Below are 15,945 nucleotides of genomic sequence, written 5' to 3' on the forward strand. Positions count from 1 at the left end.
AAACGCCCGGTTACATTTCGAACCCGGAAGCTAAGCCTCACAGCGCCGATGGTACTGCAGGGGGGACCCTGTGGGAGAGTAGGACACCGCCGAACTCCTTTTACAGCTCCGGCTCTTGGGTCTCTGCCCGAGAGCCGGAGCTTTTTTGCGTTGAGGTAGGGTCAGGGGGCATCGTTGGCTCATTTCGCACAGGAGGCCCCCGGGTGGAGGTCCAGGAGACCCGTGTCCAGACAGACCGGGTCCTCACCATCCCCAACATTCTCAGCATGGCGCGGCTCGTCGGTGTACCGCTCTTCCTGTGGTTGATCCTCAGGCCTGAGTTCGGCGGCCCCAAGAGTGATGGCTGGGCTCTCCTCGTGCTGGCGTTCAGCGGGGTCAGCGACTACCTGGACGGCAAGCTGGCCCGGCGCTGGAACCAGATCAGCAGCCTTGGCCGGCTGCTGGACCCCGCGGCCGACCGACTCTACGTACTGTCCACACTGCTCGGGCTGACCTGGCGGGAGATCCTGCCGCTGTGGCTCACCGCCCTTCTGCTGGCCCGAGAGCTGATGCTGCTGGTGATGGTGGGCATCCTCCGGCGGCACGGCTATCCACCGCCGCAGGTGAACTTCCTGGGCAAGGCCGCCACCTTCAACCTGATGTACGCCTTTCCGCTCCTGCTTCTCAGTGACGGAAACGGATGGATCGCGTCACTCGCCGCAATTTTCGGATGGGCTTTCGCCGGTTGGGGTACAACCCTCTACTGGTGGGCAGGAGTGCTCTATGTAGTACAAGTCCGCCGTCTGGTGCGCGCGGACGCCGTGGCCGATTGAGCCCGTCTCTTGTCTGGACAAAGTGGTCCGATGGCCCGCTGTCGAGAAGTGCGGGACAATTTGGACGGGTGAAGTCGGCTAGACAGTCATCTCTTTAGGAGGACGCTTCCGACATGAAGGCCGTCGTGATGGCCGGTGGCGAGGGCACACGCCTTCGTCCTATGACCTCCAGCATGCCCAAGCCGCTCCTGCCCGTGGCGAACCGCCCGATCATGGAGCACGTGCTGCGACTGCTCAAGAAGCACGGTCTCAACGAGACCGTGGTGACCGTGCAGTTTTTGGCGTCCCTCGTGAAGAACTACTTCGGCGACGGTGAAGAGCTCGGAATGGAGCTCACGTATGCCAATGAGGAGAAGCCACTCGGTACCGCCGGAAGCGTCAAGAACGCCGAAGAGGCGCTGAAGGACGATGCCTTCCTCGTCATCTCCGGCGATGCCCTGACCGACTTCGACCTCACCGAGCTGATCAACTTCCACAAGGAGAAGGGCGCTCTGGTCACGGTCTGCCTGACCCGTGTGCCCAATCCGCTGGAGTTCGGCATCACCATCGTCGACGAGGAAGGCAAGGTCGAACGATTCCTGGAGAAGCCGACCTGGGGGCAGGTCTTCTCCGACACGGTCAACACGGGCATCTACGTGATGGAGCCCGAGGTCTTCGACTACGTCGAACCCGATGTTCCGGTCGACTGGTCCGGCGATGTCTTCCCGCAGCTGATGAAGGAAGGCAAGCCGATCTACGGCTATGTCGCCGAGGGCTACTGGGAGGACGTCGGCACGCACGAGAGCTATGTGAAGGCCCAGGCCGACGTCCTCGAAGGCAAGGTCAACGTCGACATCGACGGCTTCGAGATCTCCCCGGGCGTGTGGGTGGCCGAAGGGGCCGAGGTGCACCCCGACGCCGTACTGCGCGGACCGCTGTACATCGGCGACTACGCGAAGGTAGAGGCCGGCGCGGAGATCCGCGAGCACACCGTCGTCGGCTCGAACGTCGTCGTCAAGAGCGGTGCCTTCATGCACAAGGCCGTGGTGCACGACAACGTGTACGTCGGCCAGCACAGCAATCTGCGCGGCTGTGTCGTCGGCAAGAACACCGACATCATGCGCGCCGCTCGGATCGAGGACGGGGCGGTCATCGGCGACGAGTGCCTGATCGGTGAAGAATCGATCGTTCAGGGCAACGTCCGGGTCTATCCGTTCAAGACCATCGAGGCCGGCGCTTTCGTCAACACCTCGGTGATCTGGGAGTCCCGCGGACAGGCCCATCTGTTCGGTGCCCGCGGTGTGTCCGGCATCCTGAACGTCGAGATCACGCCCGAGCTGGCGGTACGGCTCGCCGGCGCGTACGCGACGACCCTGAAGAAGGGCTCCACCGTCACCACGGCCCGTGACCACTCCCGAGGTGCCCGCGCGCTCAAGCGGGCGGTCATCTCCGCGTTGCAGGCCAGCGCCATCGACGTACGCGACCTGGAGAACGTGCCGCTGCCCGTGGCCCGGCAGCAAACAGCGCGCGGCAGCGCCGGCGGCATCATGATCCGGACCTCGCCCGGGGTGCCCGACTCGGTCGACATCATGTTCTTCGACGGCAACGGCGCGGACCTGTCGCAGGGCAGCCAGCGCAAGCTCGACCGGGTGTTCGCGCGGCAGGAGTACCGGCGGGCGTTCCCCGGGGAGATCGGTGACCTGTACTTCCCGGCGAGCGTCTTCGACTCCTACACCGGGTCGCTGCTGCGTAATGTCGACACGACCGGGATCGCGGAGTCGGGTCTCAAGGTCGTCGTGGACGCCTCCAACGGCAGCGCCGGGCTCGTACTGCCCAGCCTGCTCGGCAAGCTGGGCGTCGACTCGCTGACCATCAACCCCGGTCTCGACGAGTCGAGGCCCACGGAGACGGCCGAGATGCGCCGCAACGGGCTCGTGCGGCTCGGCGAGATCGTGGCGTCCTCGGGTGCCGCGTTCGGGGTGCGCTTCGACCCGGTCGGCGAGCGGCTGTCGCTCGTGGACGAGAAGGGCCGGATCATCGAGGACGACCGGGCGCTTCTGGTGATGCTCGACCTGGTGGCCGCCGAGCGGCGCAGTGGCCGGGTGGCGTTGCCGGTCACCACCACCCGGATCGCCGAACAGGTGGCCGCCTACCACGGCACCCAGGTCGAGTGGACGACCACCTCGCCCGACGACCTCACGCGCGTGGGCGGTGAGGAAGGCACCATCTTCGGTGGTGACGGCAAGGGCGGGTTCATCGTTCCCGAGTTCAGCCGCGTCTACGACGGCACGGCGGCCTTCGTGCGGCTGATCGGGCTGGTGGCGCGCACCCAGCTCACCCTGAGCCAGATCGACGCCCGGATCCCGCGGGCGCACGTCCTCAAGCGGGATCTGGCGACGCCGTGGGCCGTCAAGGGTCTGGTGATGCGACGGGTGGTCGAGGCAGCCGGGGATCGCTTTGTCGACACGACGGACGGTGTCCGGGTCGTGGAGACGGACGGGCGTTGGGTGATGGTGCTGCCGGACCCTGCCGAGGCAGTCACCCATCTGTGGGCCGAAGGCCCCGACGACGCCTCCGCACAGGCCCTGCTGGACGAGTGGGCGGCGGTCGTGGACAGCGCCGGCCGGTGAGGCCGGTGGCAGTGGACGGCGGTCGTCCGGACCGCGCCGTCCGGTGACGCCGACTGTCAAGGGCGGCAAAAACCGCTGCACGCGTGCGTGCCGGACAAGTGTCCCCAAGGGGGCCTGTCCGGCACGCCGGTGGGGCCGTTCGGAGTAACCGCTCGCGACATGCGACGATGTGCGGCATGCCGCAGCAACCCCCCGTTCGGAGCAGCCCCACGCGGTCGCAGCGTCCGGACGCCTCCATGTCGTTGATCACCAACGTCATGGACCACAGCCTCGACGACGGGTATGCCGAGGCCGCTGCCCGGAAGAGGTCCCGGGGTGAGGGTGGCCTGCCGAAGACCCTGAGGGCGAAGCTGGGCCTGGCGGCCGGTCTGGTCCTCGCGGCACTGGTCGTGACCGTCGGGGCGGCACAGGCGCGGGTGACGGCTCCCGTGGTGGCCAAGGAGCGCCAGGAGCTGATCGACCGCATCGACACCGAGACCGAGGCCGCGGACAAGCTCGAGGGCACCGTCGACAAGCTGCGTGACGAGGTCAGCGCGCGGCAGCGGGCGGCGCTGAGATCGAGCGGCGGCAGCGCCGAGGCGGACCTGGTGGGCATGCTGTCGGGCGCCACCGCGGTGCGGGGGCCCGGCGTCCGGCTCGTCGTGAACGACGCCAAGGAGGCCGGCAGCGGCGGTGACGGGAGCAACCCGCGGGAGACCGCGGGATTCTCCGACACCGGCCGGGTGCGCGACCGGGACATGCAGCGCGTGGTCAACGGGCTGTGGTCCTCCGGAGCCGAGGCCGTCTCCATCAACGGGCAGCGGCTGACCGCCCTGTCCGCGATCAGGGCCGCGGGTGACGCGATACTGGTCGACAACAAACCGCTGGTGCCGCCGTACACGGTGCTGGCGGTGGGGGACGGCGAGAGGCTGAGCACCAGGTTCCAGAACAGCGCGGACGGGCTGTATCTGCATGCCCTGGTGGAGAACTACGGGATCCGCGCCACCATCGCCACGGAGGGTGACGTCCAGTTGCCCGCCGCGCCGAGTGTGATCGTACGAACTGCACAGCCGAACGCCGAGAAGAGTGAGAAGGGCACATCGTGATCGCCGTACTGGGCCTCGTCGTGGGAGTCGTGGCCGGCCTGTTGGTCCGGCCCGAGGTTCCGGCGGTCGTCGAGCCTTATCTGCCGATCGCCGTCGTCGCGGCGCTGGACGCCGTCTTCGGTGGTCTGCGGGCCATGCTCGACGGCATCTTCGACGACAAGGTCTTCGTGGTGTCGTTCCTGTCGAACGTGGTCGTCGCCGCCCTGATCGTGTTCCTCGGTGACAAGCTGGGGGTGGGCGCGCAGTTGTCCACGGGTGTCGTCGTGGTCCTGGGCATTCGGATCTTCTCCAACGCCGCGGCGATCCGGCGCCATGTGTTCCGGGCGTGAGGCGATGAACGACAAGAGCGGCAACGACAGCCACAACAGCCGGGACGACCGGAACAACCGGGACGAACGGCCGGAGAGCAGGCTGCGCAAGGAACTGCCGGCCGAGGTGCCCGCCCCCGCACCCGGTGCCGGGCAGGCGCCCGGGGAACAGCCCGAGGAGCCGATGACCGGCCGGCAGCGGCTGGTCGAGGGGCTGTGGCCGCCGCGGGTCACCCGGGCCCAACTCATCGTCGCCGTGCTGCTGTTCGGTCTGGGTTTCGGCCTGGCCGTGCAGGTGGCGTCGAACAGTGACAGCGACAGCGCGTTGCGCGGCGCCCGTCAGGAAGATCTTGTTCGCATCCTGGATGAACTCGATTCGCGTACTCAGCGTCTTCAGGACGAGAAGCAGGGACTGGAGAAGCAGAGTCAGGAGTTGCAGAGCAGCTCCGACCAGGCCGCGGAGGCTCGCAAGCAGACCGCCGAGAAGGAGAAACAACTCGGCATCCTGGCGGGCACCGTGGCGGCGCGGGGTCCCGGCATCACGATGACGATCGAGGACAAGAAGGGGACGGTCCAGGCGGACATGCTGCTCGACGCGATCCAGGAGCTGCGCGCGGCCGGTGCGGAGGCGATCCAGGTGAATGGTGTCCGCGTGGTCGCGAACACCTATTTCACGGATTCCGGCAAGACGGTGAGCGTCGACGGGAACAAGATCAACGCCCCCTATCGTTTCCAGGTCATCGGCAAGCCGCAGGATCTGGAGCCGGCGCTGAACATCCCGGGAGGAGTGGTGCAGACCCTGGAGAAGGAGCAGGCCACAGTGACCGTCGAGCGGTCGGACAAGATCGTCGTGGACGCCTTGCGACAGGCGAAGCGGCCTGACTACGCTCGGTCGTCCTCCCAGTGAACCGGTGGTGCATGGGGAACGTCCGGCAGGGGCATGAGGTTGCGGGGGGTCGGCGCACCGAAGGGGTGGTGCGTGGTGGAAACTGTCTGGTGGATACGGACGTTGTGAGAATGTCCGGCTCGGCCGGTGTAGGCAATCAGGGTTCGTCCTGCCCCACGGGCGGGTCTGTTTCGGTCAAGGGGAATCGCCCGTGAAGTTGTTTGCGAAGTTGTTCGGCAAGAGCGCGCGAGAGGGCAGCGACAACGCGACCGCTCGTCATCGCGCACAGCCTGACGCGGAGGGCCGGCGCCCGCTGTTCCGGGACCAGGTCGCTGGTCCGGGCGGTGACATTTCCAGTGCTCAGGGCGCGGCGTCTGTTGACCCTGCCCAGTCCGGCGGCATAGGTTTCGGGCAACCGTCAACCTCAGGTACGGGTCGAGAGTTCGCCCCCGGCCCGTACGCGTCCAACGTCCCGGCGGGGCAGCCGCGGCAGGAGGATCCGTCGATGTCGGTCCTGGTGTGTACGAGGTGCGGTAACCGCAACGCGGAGAACGCCCGCTTCTGCTCCAACTGCGGCGCGCCGCTGCGCCCCGGTGTGACGCCCGAGCGTCCCTCCGAGACGACGTCCACGATCTCGATCTCCGGCATCGAGGCCTACGACGCGGAGGTGACCGGCCAGACACCGCTGCCGATGCTCTCGCCCGAGGCGCAGGCCGCGGTGGACGCGCTGCCGCTGGGCTCGGCGCTGCTGGTGGTGCGCCGGGGACCGAACTCGGGCAGCCGCTTCCTCCTGGACAGCGACCTGACCACGGCCGGCCGTCATCCGCAGAGCGACATCTTCCTCGACGACGTGACGGTCTCGCGTCGGCACGTGGAGTTCCGGCGCACCCCGGACGGCTCGTTCACCGTGGCCGACGTGGGCAGCCTGAACGGCACGTACGTCAACCGCGAGCGGATCGACCAGGTCGCTCTGTCGAACGGTGACGAGGTGCAGATCGGCAAGTACCGGCTCGTGTTCTTCGCGAGCCGGCAGGGCATCTGACCCGCCCCCGGACCGGCGTCCGGGGGGACCCCCAGGGAAGGTCCATGCTTCAAACGCCGAGCGGCGGTGCCCGAAGCGGTGCCGCCGCCAGGGACAGTGTGCTGATGAGCATCGGCACGGTGCTGACCGTGCTGCGCGACGAATTCCCCGAGGTCACGATCTCCAAGATCCGCTTCCTGGAGTCGGAGGGCCTCATCGAGCCGCAACGGACCCCGTCCGGGTACCGCAAGTTCAGCGCCGGGGACGTCGAGCGCCTCGGGCACGTCCTGCGGATGCAGCGGGACCACTATCTGCCGCTCAAGGTCATCCGCGAGCACCTGGACGCCATGGAGCGGGGCGAGGCCGTCCCGCTGCCCCTGGTGGGGCGCCAGCGCACCGCAGAGGACGTACCGGAGCCGTCCGAGGCGCGCACGGTGGCCCGGGTCGGCAAGGCCGAGCTGCTGGCCGCCGCGGACATCGACGAGGGCGAGCTGAAGGAGTGGGAGTCCTACGGGCTCATCGCTCCGCTGGAGGACGGGGCGTACGACGCCGAGGCCGTCACTGTCGCCTCCCTCGTCGCCGAGCTGGGCCGGTTCGGCATCGAGCCGCGCCACCTTCGGGCGATGAAGGCCGCCGCCGACCGCGAGGCGGGGCTCGTCGACCAGGTGGTCGCCCCGCTCAAGCGCCACCGCAATCCGCAGACCAGGGCGCATGCCGAGGCCCGTACGAAGGAGCTGGCGGGGCTCACGGTGAAACTGCACGCGGCCCTGGTGAAGACCGCTCTCGGTGTGCGGCTGCCCTGAAGCCGCGGGTTCCGCAGCGGCCGGATCGGGCACCTGTTCCCGGCCCGACTACCCAAACGTCCCGAGCACGGCCTAGGGTTGCTGTGTGAACGAGCTCGATGTCGTAGGTGTCCGGGTCGAAATGCCCTCCAACCAACCGATCGTGCTCCTGCGCGAAGTGGGGGGCGACCGTTATCTCCCCATCTGGATCGGGCCGGGGGAGGCGACGGCGATCGCCTTCGCCCAGCAGGGCATGGCCCCCGCGCGACCGCTGACCCACGACCTGTTCAAGGACGTGCTGGAGGCCGTCGGCCAGGAGCTGACCGAAGTACGCATCACCGATCTGCGGGAAGGCGTCTTCTACGCGGAGCTGGTGTTCGCCAGTGGAGTCGAGGTCAGCGCCCGTCCCTCGGATGCCATAGCGCTGGCCCTGCGCACCGGAACGCCGATCTACGGCAGTGACACGGTGCTGGACGACGCGGGCATCGCCATCCCGGACGAGCAGGAGGACGAGGTGGAGAAGTTCCGCGAGTTCCTCGACCAGATCTCGCCCGAGGACTTCGGCACCAGCAGTCAGTGAGCGGCACGCGGCCCTGGGCCGGCCCGCCCGGCCAGGGGTTCGTGCGGGCAATTGCCAACGGCCACTGAGAGCGTCCTACGGCTTCCCGCGAGCGCATTCGGCTAGCCTTTCCCCGCGGTGGGGCACGGAAAACCACTCCTAGGGTGATTATCACTCGGCGTGCCGAGTGTGGCGATCGTTGACGCACCCCTGGTGACTGCCTACCGTCGAGAAGGCAGGTCAAGGACGGAGGTCGGCGTGAGAACGAGCGGCGACGGTACGGCTGGGGGTGCCTCGGGACGCGGTTTCGGGGAGAGCGGTCCGTACCCTTCCCCAGGCTCTCAGCTGCGTTCGGGCGGGGGGTACCCCCATCACAGCAGCGCGGTCGATCACGCTCCGCAGCGGCCGACGGCGGTGCCGAACGGCGGAGGGGCGGCGTCCATGACGTCCGAGGAGATCGGCTACCGCGGGCCCACGGCCTGCGCGGCCGCCGGCATCACCTACCGGCAGCTCGACTACTGGGCCCGCACGGGCCTCGTCGAGCCGAGCGTGCGGCCCGCGTACGGGTCGGGCACTCAGCGTCTTTACAGCTTTCGGGACGTCGTCGTCCTGAAGATCGTCAAGCGGTTCCTGGACACCGGTGTCTCGCTCCAGAACATCCGCACGACCGTCCAGCACCTCAGAGAACGCGGTTTCCGCGACCTCGAGCGGATGACGCTGATGAGTGACGGCGCCACGGTGTACGAGTGCACCTCGCCGGACGAGGTGCACGCCCTGCTGCAGGGCGGTCAGGGCATCTTCGGGATCGCCGTCGGCGTGGTGTGGCGGGACGTGGAAAGCGCCCTCTCCCAGCTGCACGGTGAGCGCGTCGACACGGGCGAGACCCTCGTCGGCCACAATCCCGCGGACGAGCTGGCGCGGCGCCGCAACCGGGCGGTCTGAGGCCCGGGCCGACCGGGCGCCCCCCGGTGCCACCGCGTTGTCAGTGCCGTGGTGCAGCATCGGACATGTGAGAAACGCGCCCACGATCCTGCATCTCGACATGGATGCCTTCTTCGCCTCGGTGGAGCAGGCGTCCAAGCCGAGCCTGCGCGGCAAGGCGGTCGTCGTGGGCGGGCTCGGACCGCGCGGGGTGGTGGCCACCGCGTCGTACCAGGCACGCGTCTTCGGGGTCCACTCGGCGATGCCCATGGCCCAGGCGCGCCGGCTGGCACCGAACGCCGCGTATCTGGTGCCGCGGTTCGCCCTGTACCGGTCGATCAGCGAGCAGGTGATGGCGCTGCTGCGGGAGCTGTCGCCGCTGGTCGAGCCGCTCAGCCTGGACGAGGCGTTCGTGGACCTGGAGGCCGGGGCGGCGGCCTGGGACGAGGAGTCGGCGCGGCTGGCCGGGGAGAAGCTGCGCGCGGACATCCGGGCGGTCACGGGACTCACCGGGTCGGTGGGGCTCGCCGCCTCCAAGATGCTCGCGAAGATCGCCTCCGAGCAGGCCAAGCCGGACGGTCTCGTGCTCATCGAGCCGGGGTCCGAGCGGGCACTGCTGGGGCCGATGCCGGTGCGGACCCTGCCGGGGGTCGGGCCGGCCACCGGGGACCATCTGCGCAGGGCCGGGATCAACACCGTCGAGGAGCTGGCCGAGGCGGGCGAGGACGAACTCGTCCGGCTGCTCGGCAAGGCGCACGGGCACGCGCTGTACGCCATGGCACTGGCCCGCGACGAGCGGCCCGTGGTGGCCGAGCGGGAGGCGAAGTCGGTGTCGGTCGAGGACACCTACGACGTGGACATCCACGACCGGCTGCGGGTCGGCCTGGAGGTGCAGCGGCTCGCCGACCGGTGCGTGCGGCGGCTGCGCGACGCCGGGCTGTCGGGGCGGACCATCGTGCTGAAGGTACGGCGCTACGACTTCTCGACGCTCACCCGCTCCGAGACGCTCAGGGGGCCCACGGACGATCCGGCTGTCATCAGGGAGGCAGCCGCGCGGCTGCTGGACTCCGTGGACACCACGGGAGGGGTGCGGCTGCTCGGCGTGGGGGTCACCGGGCTCGCCGACTACACCCAGGAGGATCTGTTCGCGCAGGCGGCGGGCGAGCGGACAGCGGGAGACCTCGCCGAGGACGTCGCACCCGAGGCCGTGGCCGAGCAGCCGGAGCCCGCCGAGCGGCAGTGGCGTGCCGGGCAGGACGTGCGGCATGCCGAGTGGGGCCACGGCTGGGTGCAGGGCAGCGGCCTGGGCCGGGTCACGGTGCGCTTCGAGACGCCGCAGTCGGAGCCGGGGAGGGTGCGGACGTTTCGCGTCGACGATCCCGCGCTGGAGTCGGTGGAGCCGTTGCCGTTGGTGCAGGGGGCCGACGTCGCCCACGCGCCCGCCGGTCCCGACAGCTCGACTGGTCACCGTCATGGTGCTGCGCCCCCGGCCCCGGGGGAAGCGCGGCACCGCGACGCCGCTGGTGGCCCGGAGATGCCGCCGCGCGCGGACGGCATGGACCGGAGTCAGGCTTCGGGCGGGCGTGCGGCCTGGGGCGGGGGGCGGCCTTCGGAGGGGAGTCAGGCTGCGGACGGGGATCAGGGGGCCGGTGGGAGACGGGAGGCTGCGGACGGGGATCAGGCCTCCTCCGAGCCCGCCAGCCTGCCGAAGTCGTGGTCGGGGAACGGGGGCGGTGGGGCCAGATCGAGACCGTAGTGGTGGTAGAGCTGGAGTTCCTGCTCGGGGGAGAGGTGGCGGCCCACGCCGAAGTCGGGGGCGTCCTTGATGAGGGCACGGTCGAAGGGGACCCGGAGGGCACCGTCGATCACTTCGCTCGGCTCGAGCGGGACGAAGGCGTCCCGGGAGAACAGGCCGGTGCGTATGGCCGCCCACTCGGGTACCCCGGTCGCGTCGTCGAGATACACCTCGTCGATGGTGCCTATCTTGGTGCCATTGCGGTCGAACGCCTTGCGGCCGATCAGGTTGCGCGGATCGATGTCGGTCTGCACGGTCCCTCTCCCTCCACTTGGTCGCAACTCATCCGTAAGCACTACAAAAGAGCACATTCCAGGAGGCGGCCACTCGAAGGCTCAGGCGTTGACCTCGCTGGTAGGCTGACAGCGGCTGCTGACCCCGTGCGGGAGAGTCCTCCGACCACCTCGGAGGCGCCGAAGGAGCAAATCCTCCCCGGAATCTCTCAGGCTCACGTACCGCACGGACGAGGTCACTCTGGAAAGCAGAGCGGGTGTCGACGGCTTCCGCTCTCACCGACGGTGAAAGCCGGGACCCTCGGGCGCCCGGTGAAGCTCTCAGGTCGAGATGACAGAGGGGGAGGCCGTTCGGGCACCCGCGCCGTGGTGCCCCTCGCAGGTCGCGTCAGACCAGGAGGCCTCCGCAATGACCGCCCATCGCATTCCGCTCTCCGAGCTCGAGCAGGGCATCCCCTTCGAGCAGCGCCACATCGGGCCCGACCAGGAGGCGCGGGCCAAGATGCTCGCGCAGGTCGGTTACGGCTCGCTCGACGAGCTGACCGCCGCCGCGGTCCCGGATGTGATCAAGAACGCCGACGCCCTGGACCTGCCGGGCGCCCGCACCGAGGCCGAGGTGCTCGCCGAGCTGCGCTCGCTCGCCGACCGCAACCAGGTCCTCGGTTCGATGATCGGCCTCGGCTACTACGGCACCTTCACCCCGCCCGTGATCCTGCGCAATGTCATGGAGAACCCTGCCTGGTACACGGCCTACACGCCGTACCAGCCGGAGATCTCCCAGGGCCGCCTGGAGGCCCTGCTGAACTTCCAGACCGTGGTCGCCGAGCTGACCGGCCTGCCCACCTCCGGCGCCTCCCTGCTGGACGAGGGCACGGCCGCCGCCGAGGCGATGGCGCTGTCCCGGCGCATGGGCAGGAACAAGAAGGGCCTGTTCCTGGTCGACGCGGACGCGCTGCCGCAGACCATCGCCGTCATCGAGACGCGCGCCGAGCCGACCGGCGTGGAGGTCGTCGTCGCCGACCTCAGCGACGGCATTCCGGCGGGGATCGCCGAGCGTGGGATCAACGGCGTGCTGATCCAGTACCCGGGCGCCTCGGGTGCCGTACGGGACATCAAGCCGGTCATCGACCAGGCGCACGAGCTGGGCGCCGTCGTCACCGTCGCCGCCGATCTGCTGGCGCTTACCCTGCTGACCTCGCCGGGCGAGCTGGGCGCGGACATCGCCGTCGGCACCACCCAGCGCTTCGGCGTGCCGATGGGCTTCGGCGGGCCGCACGCCGGCTACATGGCGGTGCAGGAGAAGTTCGCGCGCAGCCTGCCGGGCCGGCTCGTGGGCGTCTCGGTCGACGCCGACGGCCACAAGGCCTACCGGCTCGCACTGCAGACGCGTGAGCAGCACATCCGCCGTGAGAAGGCCACCAGCAACATCTGCACCGCGCAGGTGCTGCTCGCCGTGATGGCCGGTATGTACGCCGTCTACCACGGGCCGGAGGGTCTGCGGACCATCGCCCGCCGCACCCACCGGTACGCCACGATCCTCGCCGAGGGCCTGAAGGCCGGCGGTGTGGAGATCGTCCACGGTGCCTACTTCGACACCGTCACCGCGCGGGTGCCCGGCAAGGCCGCCGAGGTCGTCGCCGCCGCCCGGAACAACGGAGTCAACCTGCGCCTGGTCGACACCGACCACGTCTCCCTGGCCTGCGACGAGACCACGAACCGGGCCCAGCTGGGCGCCGTCTTCGCCGCTTTCGGCGTCGAGGGCGACATCGAGGCGCTGGACGCCGCGGCCGGGGAGGCCCTGCCCGAGGCGCTGCTGCGCACCGACGACTACCTGACCCACCCGGTCTTCCACGCCCACCGCTCCGAGACCGCGATGCTGCGCTACCTGCGCAAGCTCGCCGACCGCGACTACGCGCTCGACCGCGGCATGATCCCGCTGGGCTCCTGCACCATGAAGCTCAACGCGACCACCGAGATGGAGCCGGTCACCTGGCCCGAGTTCGGCCAGCTGCACCCCTTCGCGCCCGCCGAGCAGGCCGAGGGCTACCTCACGCTCATCCACGAGCTGGAGGAACGTCTCGCCGAGGTCACCGGCTACGACAAGGTCTCGCTCCAGCCGAACGCCGGTTCGCAGGGCGAGCTGGCCGGTCTGCTGGCCGTACGCGGCTACCACCGCGCCAACGGCGACGAGCAGCGCACGGTCTGCCTGATCCCGTCCTCCGCGCACGGCACCAACGCGGCCAGCGCCGTGATGGCCGGCATGAAGGTCGTCGTCGTCAAGACGGCCGAGGACGGCGAGATCGATATCGAGGACCTGCGGGCGAAGATCGAGCAGTACGGCGACGAGCTGTCGGTGCTCATGATCACCTACCCGTCGACACACGGAGTGTTCGAGGAGCACGTGGCCGACATCTGCGCCCGGGTCCACGAGGCCGGCGGCCAGGTCTACGTCGACGGCGCCAACCTCAACGCCCTGGTCGGCGTCGCCAAGCCGGGCCACTTCGGCGGGGACGTCTCCCACCTGAACCTGCACAAGACCTTCTGCATCCCGCACGGTGGCGGTGGCCCCGGCGTCGGTCCGGTCGCGGTACGCGAGCACCTGGCGCCGTACCTGCCGAACCACCCGCTGCAGCCGGCGGCCGGCCCGGAGACGGGCGTGGGCCCGATCTCCGCGGCGCCGTGGGGTTCCGCGGGCATCCTGCCGATCTCGTGGGCGTACGTCCGCCTGATGGGCGGCGAGGGCCTGAAGCGGGCCACGCAGGTCGCCGTGCTCTCCGCGAACTACATCGCCAAGCGCCTCGAGCCGCACTACCCGGTCCTCTACACCGGCCCCGGCGGCCTCGTCGCGCACGAGTGCATCATCGACCTGCGCCCGCTGACCAAGGCGACCGGCGTGAGCGTGGACGACGTGGCCAAGCGTCTGATCGACTACGGCTTCCACGCTCCGACCATGTCCTTCCCGGTGGCCGGCACGCTGATGATCGAGCCGACCGAGTCCGAGGACCTGGCCGAGCTGGACCGGTTCTGCGACGCGTTGATCGCCATCCGCGCGGAGATCGACAAGGTCGGCTCCGGCGAGTGGGTCGCGGAGGACAACCCGCTGCGTGGTGCCCCGCACACCGCCGCCGCGCTCGGCGGGGAGTGGACGCACGCCTACAGCCGCGAGGAGGCCGTCTTCCCGGCCGGCGTCTCGGCGGCCGACAAGTACTGGCCGCCGGTGCGCCGCATCGACCAGGCCTTCGGTGACCGCAACCTGGTGTGCTCCTGCCCGCCGCTGGACGCGTACGAGGACTGAACATGCGTGTGAGCGTGTGAGCGTGAGGGCCCCGTCCGTGCCTGGACGGGGCCCTCGGGCTTCGTCGTGCCGTGCCTGAGCGGGACGTCAGGTTGCTTGCGCCGTCGTCAGTGCGACCTCGGTCGACTTGATCAGGGCGATGACATCGGAGCCCACGAAGAGGCCGAGGTCGCCGGCCGCGTCCTTCGTGATCGCGGCGGTGAGTTCGCCGCCGTCCACAGTGACCCTCACCATCGCCATGGCTTCACCGAGCGTGAGATGGGTGACCGTGCCGGGGAGCTGGTTGCGGATCGACAGGCCCTCGATCCGGTTGGTGGCGAGGGAGACCTCCGTCGACTTCACCAGCGCGCGCACCGCGGAACCGGGGGCGAGGGCCAGCTCTTCGACGGCCTCCAGGGTGATGGCCGCGGTGAGGTTCTGGCCGCCGGACAGGCGGACTTTGACGGTCGCCATGACTTCGCCGGGGCGCACCTCGGTGACGGTGCCGGGAAGCTGGTTGCGGATGCTCAGGGTCATGGCCCCTCACCGTAGTGCGGGAGGACGCTCAGGCCGGGTATGCGTGGGTCTGAGTCGCTTTGACCGTCGCCCAGACCGGTGCACCGGGGTGCAGGTCGAGTTCGGCGGCGCCGACCGTGGTGAGGTCGGCGGCGAGGGGGAGTTCGCCGGTGAGGTCGGCGCGGATCTGGTCGCCGTGCGTCTCCAGGCCGGCGACCTCGCAGCGCCACAGGTTGCGGGCGCTGGCCCCCGTGGGCCGGTCCCGGAACAGGGTGACCGCGGACGGCGGGAACGCCACGAACACCGGCCCGGACAGTTCCTCGGTCGTGGTGATCGAGGGCCCGGCGTCCAGCCGTACCGTGTGCCCCGCGGCCTGCCCCCGGTACAGATTGAGGCCGACGAGCTGTGCGATGTAGTCGGTCCGGGGGTGGCGGGCGATGTCGGACGGGCTGCCCTCCTGGACGACCCGGCCGTGCTCGACGACCACCAGCCGGTCCGCGAGCACCATGGCGTCCAGCGGGTCGTGCGTGACCAGGACGGCGACCGCCTCGAACTCGGCCAGATGGCGGCGGAGCTGGGCACGGACCTCCAGGCGGGTACGGGCGTCCAGGGCCGCCAGCGGCTCGTCCAGGAGCAGCAGCCGGGGGTGGGTGGCCAGGGCGCGGGCGAGGGCCACACGCTGGGCCTGGCCGCCGGAGAGCCGGCGGGGCTTCGCGCCCGCGTGGTCGGCGAGGCCCATACGGTCCAGCCATGCCGCGGCCTGTGCGCGGGCCTCCGGCTTGCTCGCGCCCTGGCAGCGCGGTCCGAAGGCCACGTTGTCCAGGGCCGAGAGGTGCGGGAAGAGCAGGTAGTCCTGGAAGACGACGCCGACCGGGCGGGACTCCGGGGGCGTGCGCTCCAGCGGGACGCCGTCGAGGCGCAGGTGGCCGTCGGTGAGCGGAACGAGACCGGCGAGGGCGCGCAGGGCGGTGGTCTTGCCGGCGCCGTTGGGGCCGAGGAGCGCGACGACGTCGCCTGGGGCGGCCGTCAGAGTCACGTCCAGGCGGAACGCTGAGCGGTCGACGACGAGGTGGGCGTCGAGGCCCTCGGTGGGCGGGGCCGAGCGGTCGGCGGCCGGGTGCGGGTGCGTGGTGGGTGGCCGGCC

Annotated in this window: 14 protein-coding genes, 1 rRNA gene and 1 riboswitch; of the genes, 12 read left to right on the top strand and 3 right to left on the bottom strand. The window is 69.8% G+C overall.

From position 1 onward, the window contains the following. From rrf to AC07C1_RS30440, 11 genes are all read left to right on the top strand, one after another. Window positions 1-95: ribosomal RNA gene (gene rrf, locus AC07C1_RS30390) — 5S ribosomal RNA — on the top strand; the annotation flags it as partial. A 108-nt stretch (window positions 96-203) separates the two neighbouring features. Continuing rightward, window positions 204-812, top strand: coding sequence for a cardiolipin synthase ClsA (gene clsA, locus AC07C1_RS30395; RefSeq protein ID WP_478944151.1), 609 nt, complete (start codon window positions 204-206; stop codon window positions 810-812). Between the two features lie 113 nt (window positions 813-925). Beyond that, window positions 926-3,421, top strand: coding sequence for a sugar phosphate nucleotidyltransferase (locus AC07C1_RS30400; RefSeq protein WP_478944152.1), 2,496 nt, complete (start codon window positions 926-928; stop codon window positions 3,419-3,421). A gap of 167 nt (window positions 3,422-3,588) precedes the next feature. Then, window positions 3,589-4,506, top strand: a complete 918-nt coding sequence (locus tag AC07C1_RS30405; RefSeq protein ID WP_478944154.1) for a DUF881 domain-containing protein — start codon at window positions 3,589-3,591, stop codon at window positions 4,504-4,506. Further along, window positions 4,503-4,835 (top strand): small basic family protein, encoded by a 333-nt coding sequence (locus AC07C1_RS30410; RefSeq protein ID WP_003988855.1) that lies wholly within the window; start codon window positions 4,503-4,505, stop codon window positions 4,833-4,835. The genes AC07C1_RS30405 and AC07C1_RS30410 overlap by 4 nt, the downstream gene beginning before the upstream one ends. Window positions 4,836-4,839: 4 nt before the next feature. Further along, window positions 4,840-5,721 (top strand): DUF881 domain-containing protein, encoded by an 882-nt coding sequence (locus AC07C1_RS30415; protein WP_478944156.1) that lies wholly within the window; start codon window positions 4,840-4,842, stop codon window positions 5,719-5,721. Window positions 5,722-5,911: 190 nt separating this feature from the next. Continuing rightward, window positions 5,912-6,742 carry an FHA domain-containing protein gene (locus AC07C1_RS30420; RefSeq protein WP_478944158.1) on the top strand — a complete coding sequence of 277 codons (831 nt, stop codon included), beginning with the start codon at window positions 5,912-5,914 and terminating at the stop codon, window positions 6,740-6,742. Between the two features lie 44 nt (window positions 6,743-6,786). Continuing rightward, entirely contained in the window at window positions 6,787-7,524 is a 738-nt protein-coding gene (gene ftsR, locus AC07C1_RS30425; protein ID WP_478944159.1) for a transcriptional regulator FtsR, read from the top strand. Window positions 7,525-7,609: 85 nt separating this feature from the next. After that, entirely contained in the window at window positions 7,610-8,083 is a 474-nt protein-coding gene (locus AC07C1_RS30430; RefSeq protein ID WP_026253112.1) for a bifunctional nuclease family protein, read from the top strand. Between the two features lie 237 nt (window positions 8,084-8,320). Next, window positions 8,321-9,004, top strand: a complete 684-nt coding sequence (locus AC07C1_RS30435) for a MerR family transcriptional regulator (RefSeq protein ID WP_478944161.1) — start codon at window positions 8,321-8,323, stop codon at window positions 9,002-9,004. Between the two features lie 67 nt (window positions 9,005-9,071). After that, on the top strand, window positions 9,072-10,739 hold the full coding sequence (locus tag AC07C1_RS30440; protein WP_478944163.1) for a DNA polymerase IV: 1,668 nt from the start codon (window positions 9,072-9,074) through the stop codon (window positions 10,737-10,739). Here AC07C1_RS30440 and AC07C1_RS30445 read toward each other — a convergent pair. After that, a complete protein-coding gene (locus AC07C1_RS30445; RefSeq protein ID WP_478944165.1) occupies window positions 10,661-11,032 on the bottom strand; it encodes a PRC-barrel domain-containing protein in 372 nt (123 codons plus the stop codon). The genes AC07C1_RS30440 and AC07C1_RS30445 overlap by 79 nt on opposite strands. A 119-nt stretch (window positions 11,033-11,151) precedes the next feature. Then, a riboswitch (glycine riboswitch) is annotated at window positions 11,152-11,246 on the top strand. A gap of 174 nt (window positions 11,247-11,420) precedes the next feature. Between AC07C1_RS30445 and gcvP the strand changes: the two genes are divergently transcribed. Beyond that, window positions 11,421-14,306, top strand: a complete 2,886-nt coding sequence (gene gcvP / locus AC07C1_RS30450; protein ID WP_478944166.1) for an aminomethyl-transferring glycine dehydrogenase — start codon at window positions 11,421-11,423, stop codon at window positions 14,304-14,306. Between the two features lie 87 nt (window positions 14,307-14,393). Here gcvP and AC07C1_RS30455 read toward each other — a convergent pair whose 3' ends face one another. Both AC07C1_RS30455 and AC07C1_RS30460 read right to left on the bottom strand, forming a co-directional pair. Continuing rightward, window positions 14,394-14,822, bottom strand: a complete 429-nt coding sequence (locus AC07C1_RS30455) for a TOBE domain-containing protein (protein ID WP_478944168.1) — start codon at window positions 14,820-14,822, stop codon at window positions 14,394-14,396. 28 nt (window positions 14,823-14,850) lie between these two features. Further along, the coding region (locus AC07C1_RS30460) for an ABC transporter ATP-binding protein (protein WP_478944170.1) at window positions 14,851-15,945 on the bottom strand (1,095 nt) is incomplete at its 5' end.

It is taken from the genome of Streptomyces sp. NPDC045022, from assembly GCF_056432605.1.